Annotated in this window: 17 protein-coding genes and 1 pseudogene; 6 read left to right on the top strand and 12 right to left on the bottom strand. The window is 72.8% G+C overall.

What is annotated here, in order from left to right; translation table 11 throughout:
- Positions 1 to 930 precede the first annotated feature (930 nt).
- The gene (locus ACFYYW_RS20535; RefSeq protein ID WP_387650583.1) at positions 931 to 2,424 is read left to right on the top strand and encodes a glycosyltransferase family 39 protein; all 1,494 of its coding nucleotides are present in this window, start codon (positions 931 to 933) and stop codon (positions 2,422 to 2,424) included.
- A gap of 215 nt (positions 2,425 to 2,639) precedes the next feature.
- On the opposite strand, the gene tyrS is transcribed toward ACFYYW_RS20535, so the two are convergent.
- Entirely contained in the window at positions 2,640 to 3,905 is a 1,266-nt protein-coding gene (gene tyrS / locus ACFYYW_RS20530; protein ID WP_352330051.1) for a tyrosine--tRNA ligase, read from the bottom strand.
- A gap of 87 nt (positions 3,906 to 3,992) precedes the next feature.
- Between tyrS and ACFYYW_RS20525 the strand changes: the two genes are divergently transcribed.
- A complete protein-coding gene (locus ACFYYW_RS20525; protein ID WP_352330053.1) occupies positions 3,993 to 4,394 on the top strand; it encodes a PH domain-containing protein in 402 nt (133 codons plus the stop codon).
- On the opposite strand, the gene ACFYYW_RS20520 is transcribed toward ACFYYW_RS20525, so the two are convergent.
- The 8 genes from ACFYYW_RS20520 to argC form a co-directional block, all read right to left on the bottom strand.
- A complete protein-coding gene (locus tag ACFYYW_RS20520; protein ID WP_387650581.1) occupies positions 4,334 to 5,155 on the bottom strand; it encodes a DNA-3-methyladenine glycosylase in 822 nt (273 codons plus the stop codon). The genes ACFYYW_RS20525 and ACFYYW_RS20520 overlap by 61 nt on opposite strands.
- Positions 5,137 to 6,558 carry an argininosuccinate lyase gene (argH, locus tag ACFYYW_RS20515; protein WP_352330308.1) on the bottom strand — a complete coding sequence of 474 codons (1,422 nt, stop codon included), beginning with the start codon at positions 6,556 to 6,558 and terminating at the stop codon, positions 5,137 to 5,139. Before argH ends, ACFYYW_RS20520 begins: the two co-directional genes overlap by 19 nt.
- Positions 6,559 to 6,636: 78 nt before the next feature.
- Entirely contained in the window at positions 6,637 to 7,146 is a 510-nt protein-coding gene (locus tag ACFYYW_RS20510; RefSeq protein WP_352330310.1) for an arginine repressor, read from the bottom strand.
- Entirely contained in the window at positions 7,143 to 8,090 is a 948-nt protein-coding gene (gene argF, locus ACFYYW_RS20505; RefSeq protein ID WP_387650578.1) for an ornithine carbamoyltransferase, read from the bottom strand. Before argF ends, ACFYYW_RS20510 begins: the two co-directional genes overlap by 4 nt.
- Positions 8,087 to 9,253, bottom strand: coding sequence for an acetylornithine transaminase (locus ACFYYW_RS20500; RefSeq protein WP_387650577.1), 1,167 nt, complete (start codon positions 9,251 to 9,253; stop codon positions 8,087 to 8,089). Before ACFYYW_RS20500 ends, argF begins: the two co-directional genes overlap by 4 nt.
- Positions 9,250 to 10,125, bottom strand: coding sequence for an acetylglutamate kinase (gene argB, locus ACFYYW_RS20495; protein ID WP_364394154.1), 876 nt, complete (start codon positions 10,123 to 10,125; stop codon positions 9,250 to 9,252). The genes ACFYYW_RS20500 and argB overlap by 4 nt, the downstream gene beginning before the upstream one ends.
- Positions 10,122 to 11,273, bottom strand: a complete 1,152-nt coding sequence (gene argJ / locus ACFYYW_RS20490) for a bifunctional glutamate N-acetyltransferase/amino-acid acetyltransferase ArgJ (RefSeq protein ID WP_387650576.1) — start codon at positions 11,271 to 11,273, stop codon at positions 10,122 to 10,124. The genes argB and argJ overlap by 4 nt, the downstream gene beginning before the upstream one ends.
- The gene (gene argC, locus ACFYYW_RS20485; RefSeq protein WP_352326923.1) at positions 11,270 to 12,292 is read right to left on the bottom strand and encodes an N-acetyl-gamma-glutamyl-phosphate reductase; all 1,023 of its coding nucleotides are present in this window, start codon (positions 12,290 to 12,292) and stop codon (positions 11,270 to 11,272) included. Before argC ends, argJ begins: the two co-directional genes overlap by 4 nt.
- A gap of 164 nt (positions 12,293 to 12,456) precedes the next feature.
- Here argC and ACFYYW_RS20480 point away from each other — a divergent pair, with 164 nt between their 5' ends.
- Positions 12,457 to 12,996 carry a hypothetical protein gene (locus ACFYYW_RS20480; protein ID WP_387650575.1) on the top strand — a complete coding sequence of 180 codons (540 nt, stop codon included), beginning with the start codon at positions 12,457 to 12,459 and terminating at the stop codon, positions 12,994 to 12,996.
- Between the two features lie 15 nt (positions 12,997 to 13,011).
- Here the strand turns inward: ACFYYW_RS20480 and ACFYYW_RS20475 are convergent, their stop codons facing one another.
- From ACFYYW_RS20475 to ACFYYW_RS20465, 3 genes and pseudogenes are all read right to left on the bottom strand, one after another.
- Positions 13,012 to 15,051: a bifunctional aldolase/short-chain dehydrogenase gene (locus ACFYYW_RS20475; RefSeq protein ID WP_387650574.1), complete on the bottom strand. Its 2,040-nt coding sequence runs from the start codon at positions 15,049 to 15,051 to the stop codon at positions 13,012 to 13,014.
- A 5-nt stretch (positions 15,052 to 15,056) separates the two neighbouring features.
- Positions 15,057 to 16,211 (bottom strand): L-rhamnose isomerase, encoded by a 1,155-nt coding sequence (gene rhaI / locus ACFYYW_RS20470; protein WP_387650572.1) that lies wholly within the window; start codon positions 16,209 to 16,211, stop codon positions 15,057 to 15,059.
- A 10-nt stretch (positions 16,212 to 16,221) separates the two neighbouring features.
- A pseudogene (locus tag ACFYYW_RS20465) lies at positions 16,222 to 16,401 on the bottom strand (L-rhamnose mutarotase); the annotation flags it as partial.
- Positions 16,402 to 16,539: 138 nt separating this feature from the next.
- Here ACFYYW_RS20465 and ACFYYW_RS20460 point away from each other — a divergent pair.
- The 3 genes from ACFYYW_RS20460 (at position 16,540) to ACFYYW_RS20450 (ending at position 19,342) form a co-directional block, all read left to right on the top strand.
- Complete coding sequence (locus ACFYYW_RS20460) at positions 16,540 to 17,541, top strand: LacI family DNA-binding transcriptional regulator (protein WP_387650570.1); 1,002 nt, start codon at positions 16,540 to 16,542, stop codon at positions 17,539 to 17,541.
- Positions 17,538 to 18,947: a rhamnulokinase family protein gene (locus ACFYYW_RS20455; RefSeq protein WP_387650569.1), complete on the top strand. Its 1,410-nt coding sequence runs from the start codon at positions 17,538 to 17,540 to the stop codon at positions 18,945 to 18,947. Before ACFYYW_RS20460 ends, ACFYYW_RS20455 begins: the two co-directional genes overlap by 4 nt.
- Positions 18,948 to 19,051: 104 nt before the next feature.
- Complete coding sequence (locus tag ACFYYW_RS20450) at positions 19,052 to 19,342, top strand: hypothetical protein (protein ID WP_352326917.1); 291 nt, start codon at positions 19,052 to 19,054, stop codon at positions 19,340 to 19,342.
- Positions 19,343 to 19,346 lie beyond the last annotated feature (4 nt).

Below are 19,346 nucleotides of genomic sequence, written 5' to 3'. Positions count from 1 at the left end.
TGCACTGGCTTTTAACACACTGTTGAGTTCTCAAGAAACGGACGCGTACTTCCTCACCAGAACCCGTTCCCGGATCCCCGCTCGGAGGCGTTCATCTCGTCTTTTTAATCTTAGCAGGTCCGCCGATTTCGTGTCAAATCCGGAGACTTGAACAAACCGGACCAAACCTGTCTAGGATTGGACGCCTCGTTTCCGAGGCAACCCCCGTAACTTACCGTGTCATCCGGCACCTGTCGAATCAACCGATTATTCGGCGTGCTTCAGGCACCAGAGGACAACCCATGCCAAAGCGCGTAGAAGCGCCTCGACCGAGGTGGCTTGTCATCTCAAGGGGCTTGTCCTGGGGCCCGTCCGCCTGATCGGCGTCCGGCTCGCTCCCGGGGACGAAGTGAAAGATTAGGTCGCGATCCGCGACACGTCAAATCGCCGTACGGCAAGCATGGCGGAACGCGGGATGGCGGTGCTCGTCACCCGTGCTGCGCGAGCCGTCGTCGACGAGGGCTCGCCCGCAGCCGGGGCGGATGGCGACTGGCTGTGGGAGGGAGTGATCGGCGAGCTCGGGGACGGGGCTGGGGAAGCGCGGTTAGGGGTGAGAGTCAGGCCGGCTCGGATGGCGGAGCCGGCGGGGCGGGGTGGGTCGTTCGGACGCTCCGGGGGCGGGGAGCGGGACGGTCTGCGCCACTTGCTGCTCTGAGGTGCGGGGTTGTGTTCGGCGGCTGGGCTTCAGCGCGTTCGTAACGAAGGCGGTGACCGGCGTGTGGAGGCGGTGGCCATACCCGGGCGCCGACCGGGTCGCCCGGACGGCTGCCGGGTTCCGAGTGCAGGGCGGGGGTTCTGAGGGACGCGTATTCTGCCCCGGTGACCACTGCCGCCACACTTGCCCCCTCAGTCCGACCTGCGACCCGTCTGCGTTCCTCTGCTCCTTGGTGGATGGCTTTGGTCGCGGGGGCGGTGGCGTTCTCCGGGACGGGGGCGGCCACCCTGAACGGTGACGAGCTGGCCACCATCAGCGCGGCTTCCCGTTCACTGGCGGGGTTGTGGGAGCTGGCCAGGAACATCGACGGGCACTTCCTGCCGTACTACCTGTTCATGCACTTCTGGGTTAAGGCCGGCACGGCTGAGCTGTGGCTGCGGCTGCCGTCGGCGGTGGCGATCGGGGTGGCGGCCTGGTTCCTCGCGGACCTCGGAAGGCGGCTGCACAGTGTGCGGGCGGGGGTGATCGGGGCGGCGCTGTTCGCGATCCTGCCGTCCGTCTCCTATTACGGGGCTTTCGCCAGGTCCTACGCGTTCGCGGCGGCCGCGGTGGTGTTCTCGTTCTGGGCGCTGCATCGGGCGGTGGAGCGTCCGGGCGGGGGGCGGTGGGTGACGTACGGGGTGGCGGTGGCGCTGGTGTGCTGCACGCATCTGTTCGCGGTGCTTGCGCTGCCCGCGCACCTCGCCCTGGTGCGGCGTGGGGTGCTGGTGCGGATGGCGGTGGCGCTGGGGATCGGAGGTCTGCCCGCGGTCGTCCTGGGACTGGTCGGGTTCGGGGAGCGGCACGCGATCAGCTGGATCCCGCAGCGGGGACCGGAGGTGTGGCTCAAGTTCCCGAAGATGGCGGCGGGCTCGACATGGGCCGGGGTGCTGCTCTTCGTGGTCGCGCTGGCCGGCGCGGTGGTGCTGTGGAAGTCGACGGCGGGCCGTGATCGGAGGCACGACGGCGACAGCGGTTCGGCGGGGCGGGAACTGGGGGCCGGGGAAGGTCGGCGGTGGGCGGTCGCGGGGGTGGGGTGGCTGGTGTTGCCGCCGCTGCTGCTGCTCGCGGTCTCGCAGCTGGTGACGCCGGCGTACGTGGACCGGTACCTGTTCGTGACGGCGCCGGCGCTGGCGTTGCTGGCGGGGGTGGCCGTGGCGGGGGTGCCGCGGTTCCCGGTGCCGGCGGGGGTGGCCCTCGTGCTGGTGGGGGGTCTGCTCGCGGCTCCCGACCAGGTGACGGTACGCGAGGAGAACGGGCGGTTCGAGAACATCCCGTGGGCGTTGCGGGTGGTCAAGGCCGAGCCCGAGGACGCGATCGTGTACGGGCAGAGCCAGCTCCGGGCCGGGTTCGACTACTACGCGGACGCGGCGATGCCGGACGACGTGCTGAGGACGGGTGACGTGCCGGACGCCGACGGGTTCGGCTACCCCGAAAGGTCGGAGGTCGCGGCGGCGTTGAAGGGGCGCGATCGGGTCTGGGTGGTGTGGCGGGGCACCAAGCAGGCGGGGTTGCAGGGCGACTCCGTGCCGCGGGTGGCGCAGGTGAGGCAGGCGGGGTTCGAGCCCGTGTCGGTCAAGCATTCGGCGGATCTGCCGGGGCTGACGGTGGCCCTGTTCGAACGGAAATCAGAACGGAAACCGGAACGGAAACCAGCGCGGACCCCGACGCGGACATCAGCCCGAAAGTAGGACGGGCCGGACATCCCGGCGGCCCGCTTCGCCATGCGGCAGTGGGCCTCGCAGGGCTTGCCTCGCCATACGACAAGTGGACCCCGCAGGGCTCGTCCAGATATACGGAAGGCGGGCCCCGGAGGACCCACCTGGCCATGCGACAAGTGAACCGCGCAGGGCTCGTCCAGGCATACGGAAGGCGGGCCCCGGAGGGCCCGCCTCGTCGGTCGGGATCAGGCGACCTCGACGCCGCCGATCGACTTCTTGCCGCGGCGCAGGACCATGAACCGGCCCGCCAGCAGGTCGGACGCCTCGGGCACGTACGCCTCGTCAGTGATCTTGACGTTGTTCAGGTAGGCGCCGCCCTCCTTGACCGCGCGCCTGGCCGCCGACTTCGACTCGACCAGCCCGCTGTCGGCCAGCAGGTCGACGAAGGACGCGCCGAGCTCGGCGACGGTGGCCTTGGGGACCTCCGCCAGGGCGGCCTCCAGGGTGGCGGCGGGCAGGTCCTCCAGCGAGCCCTGTCCGAACAGCGCCTTCGACGCGGCCATGACCGCTTCCAGCTCGGCGCGGCCGTGGAGCAGCTCGGTGAGGTCTTCGGCCAGCGTGCGCTGGGCCTCGCGGGCGAAGGGGCGTTCGGCGACCGCCTTCTCCAGCTCTTCGATCTCCTCGCGGCTGCGGAACGTGAACACCTTCAGGTAGTGGATCACGTCGCGGTCGTCGGAGTTGAGGAAGTACTGGTAGAAGGCGTACGGGGAGGTCATCTCGGGGTCGAGCCAGAGCGCGCCGCCCGCCGTCTTGCCGAACTTGGTGCCGTCGGCCTTGGTGATCAGCGGCTGGGTCAGGACGTGCACGTGCCCGCCCTCGATGCGGCGGATCAGGTCGGCGCCCGCCGTGATGTTGCCCCACTGGTCGCTGCCGCCGATCTGCAGGGTGCAGTTGTAGCGGCGGAACAGCTCCAGGTAGTCGTTGGACTGCAGGATCTGATAGCTGAACTCGGTGTAGCTGAGCCCCTCGCCCGCGAGCCTGGCGGAGACCGACTCCCTGGCGAGCATGCGGTTGACCGGGAAGTGCTTGCCGATGTCGCGCAGGAAGTCGATGGCGCTGAGCTCACCGGTCCAGTCGAGGTTGCTGACCAGGCGGGCCGGGTTGGACTCGGCGTCGAAGTCGAGGAACTTGCCGACCTGGCCGCGCAGGCGCTCCACCCACTCGGCGACGATCTCGCTGGAGTTGAGGGAGCGCTCGGTGTTGCGGCCGCTCGGGTCGCCGATCAGGCCGGTGGCGCCGCCGACCAGGCCGATCGGGTTGTGCCCGGCGAGCTGCAGGCGGCGCAGCGTGAGCAACGGCACGAAGTGGCCGATGTGCAGGGACGGCGCTGTGGGGTCGAAACCGGAATAGACCGTGATCGGTGCCTTGGCCATGGACGCGCGCAGGGCGTCGAGGTCGGTGGACTGGGCGATCAATCCTCGCCACGCGAGGTCGTCGATGATGTCGGTCACGGTGATGTGGCTTCCCTGAGTCGGAGTCGGTGCCTTTAGCCTGCCCGATCGGTGTGCCGGCGCGCCACTTGGATACGCTCGGTGTCCATGTGGAGGGTCCGTCGCGAGCTGGCCGTTTTCAAGATCTTAGGGGCTCTGGCGTGCGCCGGGCTCGCCGTCTTCTGGTGGGTGGCCGGGGACGTGCGCGGGGTGATCCTCGCGGTGCCGGCGGCCGTGCTGGTGGGCGGGATGGGGCTGCGCGACGTGCTGGTGCCGGTGCGGCTGTCGGCCGACGCCGACGGGATCACGGTGGTGCACGGGTTCGCCGGCCGGCGGCACGTCCCGTGGGCGGCGATCGAGGACGTCACGGTGGACGTGCGCAGGCGGTTCGGGTTGCGCAGCGAGATGCTGGAGATCGACACCGGCGACCACCTGCACGTCTTCAGCGCTCACGAGCTGGGTGTCTCTCCCACGGAGGTGGCCGCGGAGCTGCGCCGGCGCGGCACGTGAGCGCGGTACGGCGAGACGGTCGGGTCGCCGTCGATCCAGAACCGCCACGGGGTCTCCTTGGCGGTCGAGACGCCGGTGCGCGGGCCTGACCGGATCGTGCCCGGGTCGGCGGGGCGGCCTTCGAGCACGGCGGCCGACCCGTGGGGCAGGCCGGTGAGCCAGGTGGCGTGCTGCGGCCCCTGGCCGGTGAGCCAGGTCGCGTGCTCCGGCCCGTGGCCGGAACGCCCCGGGTCGCCGGGATTCCCGAGGTTCCCGGTGAGGGGGCGCAGGGCGGCGGGTGCGCCTTCCCAGATCGCGTCGAGGCCGTTGTGCTCGCGCAGCAGGCCCAGCGCGACGGCCAGCCTGGCGGGCCCGCGGGCGAGATCACGGTCCGGCAGCCGTGCGCGCCGGCCGGCGGCCGGGGTGCGGCGGGCGCGGGCCTCGTCCAGGCCGGCGACGATCTCGCCGGCGCGGACCAGCACGGCCGAGCCGTGGCCCTCGGGCAGGCAGACGAGGTTCGCGCAGAAGTGCATGCCGTAGGTGAAGTACACGTACAGGTGGCCGGGCGGGCCGAACATGACGGCGTTGCGGGGTGTCCTGCCGCGGTAGGTGTGGGCCGCCGGGTCCTCGCCGGGGCCGCCGTACGCCTCGACCTCGGTCAGGCGGACGGCGACCGGGCCGTGCACGAGGACGCGGCCGAGCAGGTCGGGCGCGACCTCGTGCGAGGGCCGGTCGAAGAAACTCCGCGGCAGCGGCGCGGCGCTCAGTTGCCCGAGGCCCATGCCGCCTGCGCGTCGACCGCCTCGCGCAGGGCGACGAGCTGGTCGCGTACGCGGTCGGGCGCGGTGCCGCCGTGGGCCTTGCGGGCCGCCAGCGCGCCGGGCACGTTGAGCACGTCGCGGACGTCGGGCGTCAGGTGCGGCGAGACCTTGGCCAGCTCGTCGTCGGTCAGGTCGCCGAGGTCCTTGTCGTTGACCTGGCACCAGACCACCAGGTGGCCGACGGCCTCGTGCGCGTCACGGAACGGCACGCCGCGCCGCACCAGCAGCTCGGCCAGGTCGGTGGCCAGGGCGAAGCCGTCGGGGGCCGAGGCCTCCATGCGGGCGGTGTTGACGCGCATGGTCGCGACCAGCCCGGCCATCGCGGGCAGGACGAGCAGCAGCGTGTCGACCGAGTCGAACACCGGCTCCTTGTCCTCCTGCAGGTCGCGGTTGTAGGTCAGCGGCAGGCCCTTGAGCGTGGTGAGCATCGACATGAGGTTGCCGATCAGGCGGCCGGACTTGCCGCGGGCCAGCTCGGCGACGTCGGGGTTCTTCTTCTGGGGCATGATCGACGAGCCGGTGGAGTAGGCGTCGTCCATCTCGATCCAGCGGAACTCCTGCGAGGCCCACAGGACGATCTCCTCGCCCAGCCGCGACAGGTGCACGCCGATCATCGCCGCGTCGAACAGGAACTCGGCGGCGAAGTCGCGGTCGGCGACGGCGTCCATCGAGTTGGGCGCGGCGGCGGAGAAGCCGAGCTCCTCGGCCACGGCCTGCGGGTCGAGCGGCAGCGAGGAGCCCGCCAGGGCGCCGGAGCCGAGCGGGGAGACCGCGGCGCGCTTGTCCCAGTCGGTGAGGCGGTCGATGTCGCGGGTGAAGGCGTGGACGTGGGCCAGGAGCTGGTGGCCGAAGGAGACGGGCTGGGCGTGCTGCAGGTGCGTCATGCCCGGCGCGGCGGTCTCGGCGTGCTGCTCGGCCTGGGCCATCAGCGCGGTCTCCAGCTCGACCAGGCGGGAGACGATGCTGCGCACGTGGTCGCGGAGGTAGAGGCGCAGGTCGGTGGCGATCTGGTCGTTGCGGCTGCGGCCCGCGCGCAGCTTGCCGCCGAGCGAGCCGAGCCGCTCCAGCAGGCCGCGCTCCAGCGCGGTGTGCACGTCCTCGTCGGCCACGGTCGGGCGGAACTCGCCCGCCTTGCAGGCGGCCTCCAGGTCGTCGAGCGCGCCGATCATGCGCTCGAGCTCCTCGTCGCTCAGCAGCCCCGCCCTGTGCAGCACGCGGGCGTGCGCCCTGGACGCCGCCAGGTCGTACGGCACCAGCCGCCAGTCGAAGTGCACGCTCACCGACAGCCGGGCCAGCGCGTCGGACGGACCGCTCTCGAAGCGTCCGCCCCACAGCCGCATCGGCTTGCCATCACTCACCGTCATCTCCTCCATTTCCCACGCGACCATAGTGCAACTCAGCCCTTCTTTGCGTCAGGGGCGGCCGCGATCCCGGCGACCGGTTCAGCCACGCCGGTCCGCCACGCGCAGCAGCGCCTCGGCGACGGCCTGGCCGCCCGCCGGATCCCGGCTGATGACGAGGATCGTGTCGTCGCCCGCCACCGTGCCGAGGATCGACTCCCAGTCGGCGTGGTCGATGGCGGAGGCGAGGAACTGCGCGGCGCCCGGCGGGGTGCGGACCATGACCAGGTTGGCCGAGGCCTCGGCGGCCACCAGCAGCTCCTCGGCGATGCGGTGCAGCCGCGCCGCCGGGGTCTCGCCGCCGCCGCCCGTCCTGGTGAGCGGGATGCGGTCGCCGCCCTCGCCGGGCAGCGCGTAAACCAGGGAGCCGTCGTCGGCGCGCAGCTTGAGCGCGCCGAGCTCGTCCAGGTCGCGGGAGAGGGTGGCCTGGGTGACCTCGACGCCGCTCTCGGCCAGCAGCTTGGCCAGCTCGGGCTGGGAGCGCACCGCCTTGCGCTGCAGCAGGTCGGTGATCTTCGCCTGCCGCGCGGCCTTGGTCATCGGGATGGTCATCCCCGGGTCACCAGCCAGTGGAGCAGCGCCTTCTGGGCGTGCAGCCGGTTCTCCGCCTGGTCCCACACGACGCTGGCCGGCCCGTCGAGGACGTCGGCGGTGATCTCCTTGCCGCGGTAGGCGGGCAGGCAGTGCAGGACGATCGCCTCGGGCGCGGCGTGCTCCAGCAGCCCCGCGTTCACCTGGTACGGCGCGAACGCCGCCGCCCGCTCCTGCTCGCCGCTCTGTCCCATCGACACCCACGTGTCGGTGGCGATCACGTGCGCCCCCTGGACGGCCGCGGCCGGGTCGGTCATCGCCGCCACCGATCCGCCGGTCCTGGCCGCGACGGCGGCGGCCTGGCCGAGGATCACCGCGTCGGGCTGGTAGCCGGCCGGGGCGGCGATCCGTACGTGCATGCCGGCCGTGGCGCCGCCGAGCAGGTAGGAGTGGGCCATGTTGTTGGCGCCGTCGCCGACGTAGGTCAGCGTCAGCCCGGCCGTGCCGCCCAGCCGCTCGCGGACGGTCTGCAGGTCGGCGAGGATCTGGCAGGGGTGGAAGTCGTCGGTGAGGGCGTTGACGACGGGCACCGCCGAGGCGGCGGCCATCTCCTCCACCAGGTGCTGCCCGGTGGTGCGCCACACGATGGCGGCCACCTGACGGTCGAGCACGCGGGCGATGTCGGCGGTCGGCTCGCCCCGGCCCATCAGCACCGCGACGTTGTCCACGACGAGCGGCAGGCCGCCGAGCTCGCCGATGCCGGTGTGGAAGGAGACGCGGGTGCGGGCCGAGGGTTTGTCGAACAGGACGGCGACGGTCTTCGGGCCCTCGAACGGCCGGTAGCCGAACCGGTCCTTCTTCATCGCGGCGGCCAGGTCGAGCACCTCCGCCTGCTCCTCCGGCGTCAGGTCGTCGTCCCTCAGGAAGTGTCTGACCTGCGCCGAGTCCGCGCGGTGCCGGGTCACGCCGACGCCTCCTCAAGGATCGCGGGGAACGCCTCGACGAAGGCGTTCACCTCCTCGTGGGTGACCACGAGCGGCGGCGCGAGGCGCACGGCGTCCGGCTGGAGGGCGTTGACCAGGAAGCCCGCCTCGGCGGCGGCCTGCTGCACCCGCGCGGACCGCTCCTCCGTGAGCACCGCGCCCAGCCACAGGCCGCGCCCGCGCACGCCCTTCAGCAGCGGGTGGCGGACGGCCTCCAGGCCGCCGCGCAGCCCGGCGGCGACCGACTTGACGTGGTCGAGGTCGAGGTTGTCCAGCACGGCCAGCGCCGCCGCGCACGAGACGGGGTTGCCGCCGAACGTCGAGCCGTGGTCGCCCTTGTCGAACAGCCGACCGACCTCGCCGAACCCGACGCACGCGCCGATCGGCAGGCCGCCGCCGAGGCCCTTGGCCAGGGTCAGGATGTCGGGGGTGACGCCGTCGGCCTGGTGGGCGAACCAGTGGCCGGTACGGCCGATCGCCGACTGGATCTCGTCGGCCACCAGCAGCGCGCCGGTGGCGTCGCAGATCTCGCGGGCGGCCTCGAAGTAGCCCTCGGGCGGCGGGACGACGCCGGCCTCGCCCTGCGTCGGCTCCAGGAACACCGCGATGCAGTCGCCGGTCACCGCCTCCTTGAGCGCGTCGGCGTCGCCGTACGGGACGAAGCGCACGTCGACGGGGAACGGGCCGAACTGGTCGCGGATGGCCTTCTTGCCGGTCAGCGACAGGGCGCCGATCGTGCGGCCGTGGAAGCCGTTCTCGGCGGCCACGAAGTAGGAGCGGCCCTCGCGCCGGCCGTACTTGAGCGCGAGCTTGTAGGCGGCCTCGTTGGCCTCGGTGCCGGAGTTGGCGAAGAAGATCCGGGCGGGCGCGTTGAGCAGACCGAGCAGCCGCTCGGCGAGCAGCACCTCGGGCTCGTGCAGGAACAGGTTGCTGGTGTGGGCGAGCGTGGCGACCTGCGTGGAGACGGCCTGGACCAGGGCGGGGTGGGCGTGGCCGAGCGAGCTGACGGCGATGCCGCCGATGAAGTCGAGGTATTCCTTGCCGTCGACGTCCCAGACGCGGGTGCCCTCGCCGCGGGCCAGGGCGATCGGGGGGACGCCGTAGTTGGGCATGAACGCCTGCTCGAACCGCTCGTGGAGGCTCATGAGGGCATCACCATGGTTCCGATTCCTTCGTTGGTGAAGATTTCCAGCAGCATCGAGTGGGGCACGCGGCCGTCGAGGACGTGCGCCTGGGGCACTCCCCCGCGCACGGCGGTCAGGCACGCCTCCATCTTGGGCACCATGCCGCTGGACAGTGTGGGCAGCAGCTTCTCCAGCTCGTCGGCGTCGAGCTGGTCGATCACGTCGGTGTCGTCGGGCCAGTTGGCGTACAGGCCCTCGACGTCGGTGAGGACGATCAGCTTCTGCGCGCCGAGCGCCACGGCCAGCGCGGCGGCCGCGGTGTCCGCGTTCACGTTGTAGATCTCTCCGTCGGCGCCGACGGCGACGCTGGAGACGACCGGGATGCGGCCGTCGTCGATCAGCGCGCGCACCGCGCCGGGATCGACCTTGACGATCTCGCCGACCTGGCCGATGTCCACCGGCAGGCCGTCGACCAGCGCGGGCTTGCGCTCGGCGGTGAACAGGCAGGCGTCCTCGCCGGACATGCCGACGGCGAACGGGCCGTGCCGGTTGACCAGGCCGACGATGTCGCGGCCCACCTGCCCGACCAGGACCATCCTGACGACCTGCATGGCCTCGGGCGTGGTGACGCGCAGGCCGGCGGTGAAGGTGGACTCGATGCCGTGCCTGTCGAGGGCGCTGCTGATCTGCGGGCCGCCGCCGTGGACGACGACCGGGCGCAGGCCGGCGTGGTGCAGGAACACGACGTCCTCGGCGAAGCCCTCCTTGAGGGACTCGTCGGTCATGGCGTTGCCGCCGTACTTGATGACGACGGTCGCGCCGTGGAAGCGGGTCAGCCAGGGCAGCGCCTCGATCAGCGCCTCGGCCTTGGTGGCCGCGGTGACGGCCCTCACGAGGAGTACGCCGAGTTCTCGTGGACGTACTCGGCGGTCAGGTCGGTGGTGTGGATCGTGGCGCTGTGGCGGCCGGCCGACAGGTCGATGGTGATCGTGACGTCCCGGGGGCGCATGTCGACCTTGGAGCGGTCGTCGCCGACGGAGCCGTCGCGGCAGATCCAGATGCCGTTGATGGCGACGTTGACGCGGTCGGGCTCGAAGGCGGCCTTCGTGGTGCCGACGGCGGCCAGGACGCGGCCCCAGTTGGGGTCCTCGCCGTGGATGGCGCACTTGAGCAGGTTGGAGCGGGCGACGGTGCGGCCCACCTCGACGGCGTCGTCCTCGGAGGCGGTGCCGACGACCTCGACGGCGATCGCCTTGGAGGCGCCCTCGGCGTCCACGAGGAGCTGCCTGGCCAGGTCGGCGCAGACCTCCTGCACCTTCTGCCCGAACTCGGCCAGGTCGGGCCTGACCCCGGCGGCGCCGCTGGCCAGCAGCAGCACGGTGTCGTTGGTGGACATGCAGCCGTCGGAGTCGAGCCGGTCGAAGGTGGTCGCCGTGGCGGCGCGCAACGCCGTGTCGAGCTCCTCGCTGGTCAGGTCGGCGTCGGTGGTGATCACGCAGAGCATGGTGGCCAGGGCGGGGGCGAGCATGCCGGCGCCCTTGGCCATGCCGCCGACCATGTAGCCGTCGGCCCGCTTGAAGGAGATCTTGGAGACGGTGTCGGTGGTGCGGATGGCGTCGGCCGCGGCCAGGCCGCCGTCGCGGGAGAGCTGGCCCGCGGCGGTCTGGACGCCGGTCAGCACGGCCTCCATCGGCAGCCGCTCGCCGATCAGCCCGGTGGAGCAGACCGCGATCTCGCCGGCGCTGTCGCCGATGACCTCGGCGACCTTCTCGGCGGTGGCGTGGGTGTCCTGGAAGCCCTCGGGGCCGGTGCAGGCGTTGGCGCCGCCGGAGTTGAGCACCACCGCGCGCAGCCGCCCGCCCGCCAGGACCTGCTGCGACCAGAGCACGGGGGCGGCCTTGACGCGGTTGGCGGTGAAGACGCCCGCGGCGGCGCGGCTGGGCCCGTCGTTGACGACGAGGGCCAGGTCGCGGGCGTCGCCGGACTTGATGCCCGCGGCGATGCCCGCGGCCCGGAAGCCCAGTGGGGCGGTGACACTCATGGAGCAACTCCTGTCAGGGGAAGGCCGAGCTCTTCCGGCAGGCCGAGGGCGAGGTTGACGCTCTGGACCGCGCCTCCGGCCGTGCCCTTGGTGAGGTTGTCGATGGCGATGACGGCGACCACGCGGCCGGCGCGCTCGTCGAGCGTCACCTGGAGGGCGGCGGTGTTGGCGCCGTAGGTCATGGAGGTGGCCGGCCAGACGCCCTCGGGCAGAAGCCGGACGAACGGCTCGGCCTTCAGCGCGACCTCGTAGGCGGTGCGCAGCGACTCGCGGGTGAGGCCGGGGGCGGCGGGGGCGGTGCAGGTGGCCAGGATGCCGCGGCTCATGGGGGCCAGCGTGGGGGTGAAGGAGACGCGTACGGGGGCGCCGGCGACGGCGGACAGCCCCTGCTCCATCTCGGGGGTGTGGCGGTGGACGCCGCCCACGCCGTACGCGCTGACCGAGCCGATGACCTCGCTGCCCAGCAGGTGGGCCTTGACCGCCTTGCCCGCGCCGCTGGTGCCGCTGGCGGCCACCACGACGACGTCGGGGCCGGCCAGGCCCGCGGCGAAGGCGGGCCACAGGGCCAGCAGCACCGAGGTCGGGTAGCAGCCGGGGACGGCGACGCGCCGGGCCGCCTTCAGCACCTCGCGCTGGCCGGGCAGCTCGGGCAGGCCGTAGGGCCAGGTGCCGGCGTGGTCGCCGCCGTAGAACTCCTGCCAGGCCGCGGGGTCGGCGAGCCGGTGGTCGGCGCCGCAGTCGACCACGATCGTGTCCTCGCCGAGCTCGGCGGCGACGGCGGCGGAGTGGCCGTGCGGCAGCGCGAGGAAGACCACGTCGTGCCCGGCGAGCACGCCCGGCGTGGTCTCCTCCAGGACGCGGTCGGCGAGCTGCGGCAGGTGCGGCTGGTGGGCGCCGAGCGGGCTGCCGGCGTTGGAGGCCGCGGTGAGCGCGCCGATCTCGAACTCGGGATGGCCGAGCAGGAGGCGGAGCAGCTCACCTCCGGCGTAGCCGCTGGCTCCCGCGATCGCTGCTCTCATCCCGACCCTCCTGCATAATTATGCACCCTGTCTCATGACCTTGCTTGTGAAGATGATGCACTCAAGAGGATGATTATGCAAGCCGGGACGGCCCGCGCCGGTGACAGGTCCATGTCCCAGTCCTTTCCAGGCCAATCCCAAGTGGCGGGCGGGATGCTGCAGGCATGAGCGACTTCCTGCCCGATCTCACCTTCGTCACCCCGTCGCGCGGGCCCGGTCCCGGGCCGTTCGGGCGCGCCGTCATCGTGCTGCTGTGGGTGGGGATCTGCGTGCTGCCGGCGGTGCTGTCGGTCCCGGACTTCCGGCTGGCCACCGGGCGGACCGGCACGCCCGGGACGCTGACCGTGCTCTCCTGCGCCGACCTGGGCCAGGGGCGTTACGACTGCAAGGGGCGGTTCACGCCCGACTCCGGGGGCCCGTCCGTCCCGGTGGACGCCTCCCCCGACTCCACGGCGGGCGACGTGACGCGGGCGCAGCTCACGCCCGAGGGCGACCGGGCGGCGCCGGCCGGGACCAGGGGCGTGCTGGCCGCGATGGCGCTGCCCGCGGTGGGGCTGGGCGGGATCGGGTTCCTGCCCTACGTGCTGCTCCACTGGGCCGGGGCGGGGCGGCGGGCCAGGCGGGCGGCCGTGGCGGCGGGAAGCGTGGTCACCGCCGCCGGGGCGCTGCTGATGGTCGTGGGGGTGGTGGCGGCCTACTCGTGAGGCCGCCACCCGGGCTCACCTGAGGAAGGCGGCGGCGACGCCCGCGTCCACCGGGACATGCAGGCCCGTGGTGTGGGTCAGGTCGGAGCCGGCGAGCGCGTAGACCGCGGCGGCCACGTGCTCGGGCAGGACCTCGCGCTTGAGCAGGGTGCGCCGGGCGTAGAACTCGCCCAGGCGCTCCTCCTCCACGCCGTACACCGCCGCGCGGTTGGCGCCCCAGCCGGAGGCGAAGATGCCCGAGCCGCGCACCACGCCGTCGGGGTTGACGCCGTTGACGCGGACGCCGTGCTCGCCCAGCTCGGCGGCCAGCAGGCGGACCTGGTGGGCCTGGTCGGCCTTGGCCGCGCCGTAGGCGACGTTGTTCGGCCCGGCGAAGACGGCGTTCTTGGAGGAGATGTAGACGATGTCCCCGCCCATCGCCTGATCGATCAGCACCCGGGCGCATTCGCGGGAGACCAGGAACGAGCCGCGGGCCATCACGTCGTGCTGCAGGTCCCAGTCGGCCAGGCTGGTCTCCAGCAGGGAGCGCGACAACGACAGGCCGGCGTTGTTCACCACCAGGTCCACGCCGCCGAAGGCGAGCACGGCGGCCCGTACGGCGGCCACGACCTGCTCCTCGGAGGTGACGTCCACCTCCACGGCCACCGCAACGTCGGACGCCCGGTAGGCCGGGGCCCCGATCTCGGCGGCGACCTTCCCGGCGGCGGCCCGGTCGCGGTCGGCGAGCACCACGCACGCGCCTTCGGCGGCCAGCCGCCGCGCGGTCGCCGCGCCGATGCCCGAGCCCGCGCCGGTGACCAGCGCCACCCGCCCGGCCAGCGGCTTGGGCTTCGGCATCCGGCGCAGCTTGGCCTCCTCCAGCTCCCAGTACTCGATCCGGAACTTCTCCGACTCAGGGATGGGCGCGTAGGCGGAGACGGACTCGGCGCCGCGCATGACGTTGATCGCGTTGACGTAGAACTCGCCGGCCACGCGGGCGGTCTGCTTGTCCTTGCCGAAGGAGAACATGCCGACGCCGGGCACCAGCACGATCGCCGGGTCCGCGCCGCGCATCGGCGGCGAGTCCGGGGCGGCGTGGCGCTCGTAGTAGGCGGTGTAGTCGGCGCGGTAGGCGGCGTGCAGCTCGCGCAGCCGGGCGACCGTCTGGTCCAGCGGCGCGTCCGGCGGCAGGTCCAGCACCAGCGGGGCGACCTTGGTGCGCAGGAAGTGGTCGGGGCAGGACGTGCCGAGCGCGGCCAGGCGCGGGTGCTCGGCGCGGGAGAGGAAGTCCAGCACCTCCGGGGTGCCGGTGTAGTGGCCGACCTGCCGCGCGTCGGTGGAGGCCAGCCCGCGCACGACCGGGAACAGCGCGGCGGCCCGCGCGTGCCGTTCGTCCTCGGGCAGCGGCTCGTGGAGCACGGGCCCGAACGGGTCGGGGCGGCCGTTGGCGGCCAGGTACTCCTCGGCGGTGCGGATGATCTCCAGGGAGCGGGCCTCGCACTCCTGCGAGGTGGCGCCCCAGGCGGTGATGCCGTGGCCGCCGAGCACGCAGCCGACGGCCTGCGGGTTGGCCTCCTTGACGGCGGCGATGTCCAGGCCGAGCTGGAAGCCGGGCCGCCGCCACGGCACCCACACCACGCGGTCGCCGAAGACGCGCCGGGTCAGCTCCTCGCCGTCGCGGGCGGTGGCCAGGGCGATGCCGGCGTCGGGGTGCAGGTGGTCCACGTGGGCGGCCTCGACCAGGCCGTGCATGGCGGTGTCGATCGAGGGGGCGGCGCCGCCCCTGCCGTGCAGGCAGTAGTCGAAGGCGGCGACCATCTCGTCCTCGCGCTCGACGCCGGGGTAGACGGCGGCCAGCGCGCGCAGGCGGTCCAGGCGCAGGACGGCCAGGCCCGCCTCCTTGAGCGTGCCGAGGTCGCCGCCGGAGCCCTTGACCCAGAGCAGGTCGACGTCCTGGCCGGTGACCGGGTCGGCGGCGCGGCCCTTGGCGGAGGTGTTGCCGCCGGCGAAGTTGGTGTTGCGCGGGTCGGCGCCCAGGCGGTGGGAGCGGTCCAGGAGCTCGTTGATGACGTCCATGGTGGTCAGGCCCCCCAGCCGGCCTGCGTGCCGCCGACGCGCTCGGCAGCGATTTTCTCGAAATATCCGGACTTGGCGTACGCGGCCATCGGGTCGGGCGCGAGGCCCGTCTCCTCGCGCAGTTCGGCGAGCAGCGGCCGCACGTCGGTGTTGTAGGCGTCCATCAGCACGGCGTTCGCGCCCAGCACGTCTCCCCCGGCCTGGGCGGCGGCCAGCGCGTCCCGGTCGACGAGCAGCGCCTTGGCCGTGGCCTCCTGGACGTTCATGACCGAGCGGATCTGGCCCGGGATCTTGGGCTCGATGTTGTGGCACTGGTCGAGCATGAACGCCACCCCCGCCGTCAGCCCGCCGCCGCGCACGACCTCGTACATGATGCGGAAGAGCTGGAACGGGTCGGCCGCGCCCACCATGAGGTCGTCGTCGGCGTAGAAGCGGGAGTTGAAGTCGAAGCCGCCGAGCTTCCCCTCGCGCAGCAGGAACGCCACGATGAACTCGATGTTGACGCCCGGCGCGTGGTGGCCGGTGTCCACGACGACCTGCGCCTTGGGGCCGAGCCTGAGGCAGTGGGCGTAGGCGGTGCCCCAGTCGGGCACGTCGGTGGTGTAGAAGGCGGGCTCGAAGAGCTTGTACTCCAGCAGGAAGCGCCGGCCCTCGCCGAGCCGGGCGTACACCGCGGACAGGGCCTCGGCCAGGCGGTCCTGGCGGGCGCGGATGTCGTCCTGGCCAGGGTAGTTGGTGCCGTCGGAGAACCAGAGCTTGAGGGTGTCCGAGCCGGTGGCGTCCATGATGTCGACGCACTCCAGCAGGTGCGCCAGCGCCTTGCGGCGCACCGCCGGGTCGGGGTTGGTGACGCTGCCGAGCATGTAGGCGTCGTCCTGGAAGACGTTGGAGTTGATCGCGCCGATGCCGACGCCGAGCTCGCGGGCGTGCGCGGCCAGGTGGCCGTAGTCGGCCACCTTGTCCCAGGGGATGTGCAGGGCGACCGTGGGCGCGACGCCGGTGTGGGCGTGCACCTGGGCGGCGTCGGCCAGTTTCTCGTACGGGTCGCGCGGCACGCCCCGCTGCGCGAACACCTTGAACCGGGTGCCGCTGTTGCCGTACGCCCACGACGGCGTCTCGATGTGCAGCGCGCGCAGGGCGGCCTTGATGTCAGTGGTCATGACTTCCCGATCAGTCCAGGTGGAACACTTCGTCCAGCGGCCGCATGCCCTCGTCGGGCCGGCCGTCGAGGGCTTCGAAGAAGGGCGCCATCTCGGCCTGCCGGCGGGCGTTGACCTCGGTGGCCTCCATCGCCTTCCTGGCGGCCGCGAAGCCGGCGGTCTCCAGGTAGCCGACCAGCAGGCCGTCGTCGCACGGTCACCCCTCTTCAAAACGTTTTAATCCATCGCGGAGGAAACTACGATCACACGGGGGCGCTGTCAATGCGTCTCCACGGTCAGATCGGCGGCACTGGCCAACCTCACCGTTGGTACGTTTTAATGTGGCGCCATGGCCATGGTCAGCATCAAGGACGTCGCCGCCCGCGCCGGCGTCTCGCCCGGGACGGTCTCCAACGTCCTGAACAGACCGGCGAAGGTCGCCCCGGCGACCCGCGAACGGGTGGAGGCCGCGATCCGGGAGCTCGGCTTCGTCCGGCACGGCTCGGCCTCCACCCTGCGCGCCGGCCACAGCAGGACGATCGGCCTGAGCGTCATCGACATCGGCAACCCGTTCTTCACCGAGGTCGCCGCCGGGGTCGAGGACGTCGCCAGCGAGCTGGGCTACGCCGTGATCCTCGGCAACTCGGCCGGCTCCCCGGACAAGGAGGAGCGGAACCTGGGCGTGCTGGCCGAGCAGCGGGTGCGCGGCGTGCTGATCACCCCGTCCGGCGAGGACCCGGCCCGGCTGGACCGGCTGCGCGAGCGCGGCATCAGCGTCGTGCTCGTCGACCATCCGGCCCACCGGCCCGACCAGTGCGCGGTCGCGGTGGACGACGTCGCCGGCGGCCGGGCCGCGGTGCGGCATCTGCTGGCCAGGGGCGGGCACGGCGTCGCGTACGTGACCGGGCCGCTGACCATCCGGCAATGCGCCGAGCGGCGGCGGGGCGCAGCCGAGGCGCTGGCCGCGGCCGGGCTCGACCCCGCCTCGCTGCGGGTGGTCGGGGCGGCCGCGATGACCGCCCGCGCGGGCGAGCAGGCCGCCGCCGACCTGATGGCGGACGGCCTGCCCGAGGCCGTGTTCTGCGCCAACGACCTGCTCGCGCTGGGCGTGCTGCGGGCCCTGCTGCGCGCCGGGGTGCGGGTGCCCGACGACGTGGCGCTGATGGGCTACGACGACATCGAGTTCGCCGCCGCCTCGGCCGTGTCGCTCAGCTCGATGCGGCAGCCGACGTACCAGCTCGGCCGCATCGCCACCGAGCTGCTGCTGGACGAGTGCGACAACCCGGCCGAGCACGCCCACCAGCACATCATGTTCCAGCCCGAACTGGTCGCGAGGGAGTCCACCCAATGAGCCGATTCGCCGCCGTGGACCTGGGCGCCTCCAGCGGCCGGGTGCTGGTCGCCGACCTGTCGGACGGGCTGGCCACGTCCGTGGTGCACCGCTTCCCCAACGGCCCGGTCCGCCTGGCCGGCCGCCTGCACTGGGACGTCCTGGGCCTCTACCGCGAGATCCTGGCCGGCCTGCGCGCGGCCGGGCCGGTCACCTCGATCGGGGTCGACTCCTGGGCCGTCGACTACGGCCTGCTCGACGAGACCGGCGCGCTGCTCGGCAACCCGGTGCACTACCGCGACGACCGTACGCGGGGGGTGGCCGGGCAGGTCGCCGAGCTGATCGGGGCCGAGGCGCTGTACGCGGTGTCCGGGCTGCAGGTGCTCCCGTTCAACACCATCTACCAGCTCCTGGCTGACCGGCTCGACGGGGCCGCGACGATGTTGCTCGTCCCGGACCTGATCGGCTACTGGCTGACCGGCGAGATCGGCGCGGAGGTGACCAACGCCTCGACCACCGGCCTGCTCGACGTGCGCACCCGGTCCTGGGCGGTGCCGCTGATCGACCGGCTGGGCCTGCCCGAGGGGATCTTCCCCCGGCTGCGGCAGCCCGGCGAGCCGATCGGCGGGGTGCGCCGCGACGTCGCGGCGGAGATCGGCTTCTCGGCGCCGGTGCGGGCGGTGGCCTCGCACGACACCGCCTCGGCCGTGGCCGCCGTGCCGGCCGCCGGGCCCGCCTTCGCCTACGTCTCGTGCGGCACCTGGTCGCTGGCCGGGGTGGAGCTGGCCGCCCCCGTGCTCACCGAGGCGGGCCGGGCGGCCAACTTCACCAACGAGGCCGGGATCGACGGCACGGTCCGCTACCTGCGCAACGTCATGGGGCTGTGGCTGTTGCAGGAGTGCCTGCGGGCCTGGCCCGGCTGCTCGCTGGAGGACCTGCTGGCGGCGGCGGCGCGCGAACGTCCGTTCGCCGCCGTGGTGGACCCCGATCTGCCGGTGTTCCTGCCGCCGGGCGACATGCCCGCGCGGATCGCCGCCGAGTGCCGCCGCACCGGGCAGCGGCCGCCCTCGACGCCGGCGGGCTTCGTGCGCTGCGTGCTGGAGAGCCTGGCGCTCGGCCACCGCAACGCGATCCGGCAGGCCATGGAGCTGTCCGGCCGCGAGGTGGAGGTCGTGCACCTGGTGGGCGGCGGGTCGCGCAACGAGCTGCTGTGCCGGTTCACCGCCGACGCCTGCGGGCTGCCGGTCGTGGCCGGGCCGGCCGAGGCGACCGCGCTCGGCAACGTCCTGGTGCAGGCGCGGGCGGCCGGGCTGGTCGCCGACCTGGCCGGGATGCGCGCGCTGGTGGCCGCCACGCAGCAGCTGCGCCGGTACGAGCCGTCCGGCGACGCCGCCGCCTGGGCGGAGGCCGCCACCCGCCTGGCCTGACGCCAACTGTCCCCCAAATACGCCTTTGACGTGGGACTTCGGGTTTCCTCCTGCCGGCGAAGGGGAGGACCGGGACCGGGGGGGCACGGGCGCCGGGGGGAACGATGCCGAGCAAGGAGCGGGTGCTGCGGCTGTTGTCGCAGGGGCTGGACTACGCCGAGATCGGCAGGTTGCTGGGCGTGCCCGCGGGGCGCGCGTACCTGATCGCGACGGGCGTGCCGGCCGACGGGAGCGACGCGGTGGCACGCCGGCGGGGGCGGCCCGGCCTGCTGGCCGGACGTACCCAGCAGCTGGTCAACCCGCGCGAGGTCGGGCCGGTCGAGCGCGGCGACGTGCGCGCCTGGATGCGCGAGCGGGCCTGGAGCGACCGGCGCATGCGCCGGACGGACGCGTGAGCGG

It is taken from the genome of Nonomuraea sp. NPDC001831 (assembly GCF_042892035.1).
Taxonomy (GTDB): domain Bacteria; phylum Actinomycetota; class Actinomycetes; order Streptosporangiales; family Streptosporangiaceae; genus Nonomuraea.
This window is presented reverse-complemented; position numbering and strand designations above follow the sequence as displayed.

Coding starts and splice junctions, on each gene's coding strand:
- ACFYYW_RS20535 (WP_387650583.1), top strand. CDS start 931: ATGGCTTTGGTCGCGGGGGCGGTGGCGTTCTCCGGGACGGGGGCGGCC.
- ACFYYW_RS20525 (WP_352330053.1), top strand. CDS start 3,993: ATGTGGAGGGTCCGTCGCGAGCTGGCCGTTTTCAAGATCTTAGGGGCT.
- ACFYYW_RS20520 (WP_387650581.1), bottom strand. CDS start 5,155: ATGGGCCTCGGGCAACTGAGCGCCGCGCCGCTGCCGCGGAGTTTCTTC.
- argH (WP_352330308.1), bottom strand. CDS start 6,558: ATGACGGTGAGTGATGGCAAGCCGATGCGGCTGTGGGGCGGACGCTTC.
- ACFYYW_RS20510 (WP_352330310.1), bottom strand. CDS start 7,146: ATGACCATCCCGATGACCAAGGCCGCGCGGCAGGCGAAGATCACCGAC.
- ACFYYW_RS20500 (WP_387650577.1), bottom strand. CDS start 9,253: ATGAGCCTCCACGAGCGGTTCGAGCAGGCGTTCATGCCCAACTACGGC.
- argJ (WP_387650576.1), bottom strand. CDS start 11,273: ATGAGTGTCACCGCCCCACTGGGCTTCCGGGCCGCGGGCATCGCCGCG.
- argC (WP_352326923.1), bottom strand. CDS start 12,292: ATGAGAGCAGCGATCGCGGGAGCCAGCGGCTACGCCGGAGGTGAGCTG.
- ACFYYW_RS20480 (WP_387650575.1), top strand. CDS start 12,457: ATGAGCGACTTCCTGCCCGATCTCACCTTCGTCACCCCGTCGCGCGGG.
- ACFYYW_RS20475 (WP_387650574.1), bottom strand. CDS start 15,051: ATGGACGTCATCAACGAGCTCCTGGACCGCTCCCACCGCCTGGGCGCC.
- rhaI (WP_387650572.1), bottom strand. CDS start 16,211: ATGACCACTGACATCAAGGCCGCCCTGCGCGCGCTGCACATCGAGACG.
- ACFYYW_RS20460 (WP_387650570.1), top strand. CDS start 16,540: ATGGCCATGGTCAGCATCAAGGACGTCGCCGCCCGCGCCGGCGTCTCG.
- ACFYYW_RS20455 (WP_387650569.1), top strand. CDS start 17,538: ATGAGCCGATTCGCCGCCGTGGACCTGGGCGCCTCCAGCGGCCGGGTG.
- ACFYYW_RS20450 (WP_352326917.1), top strand. CDS start 19,052: ATGCCGAGCAAGGAGCGGGTGCTGCGGCTGTTGTCGCAGGGGCTGGAC.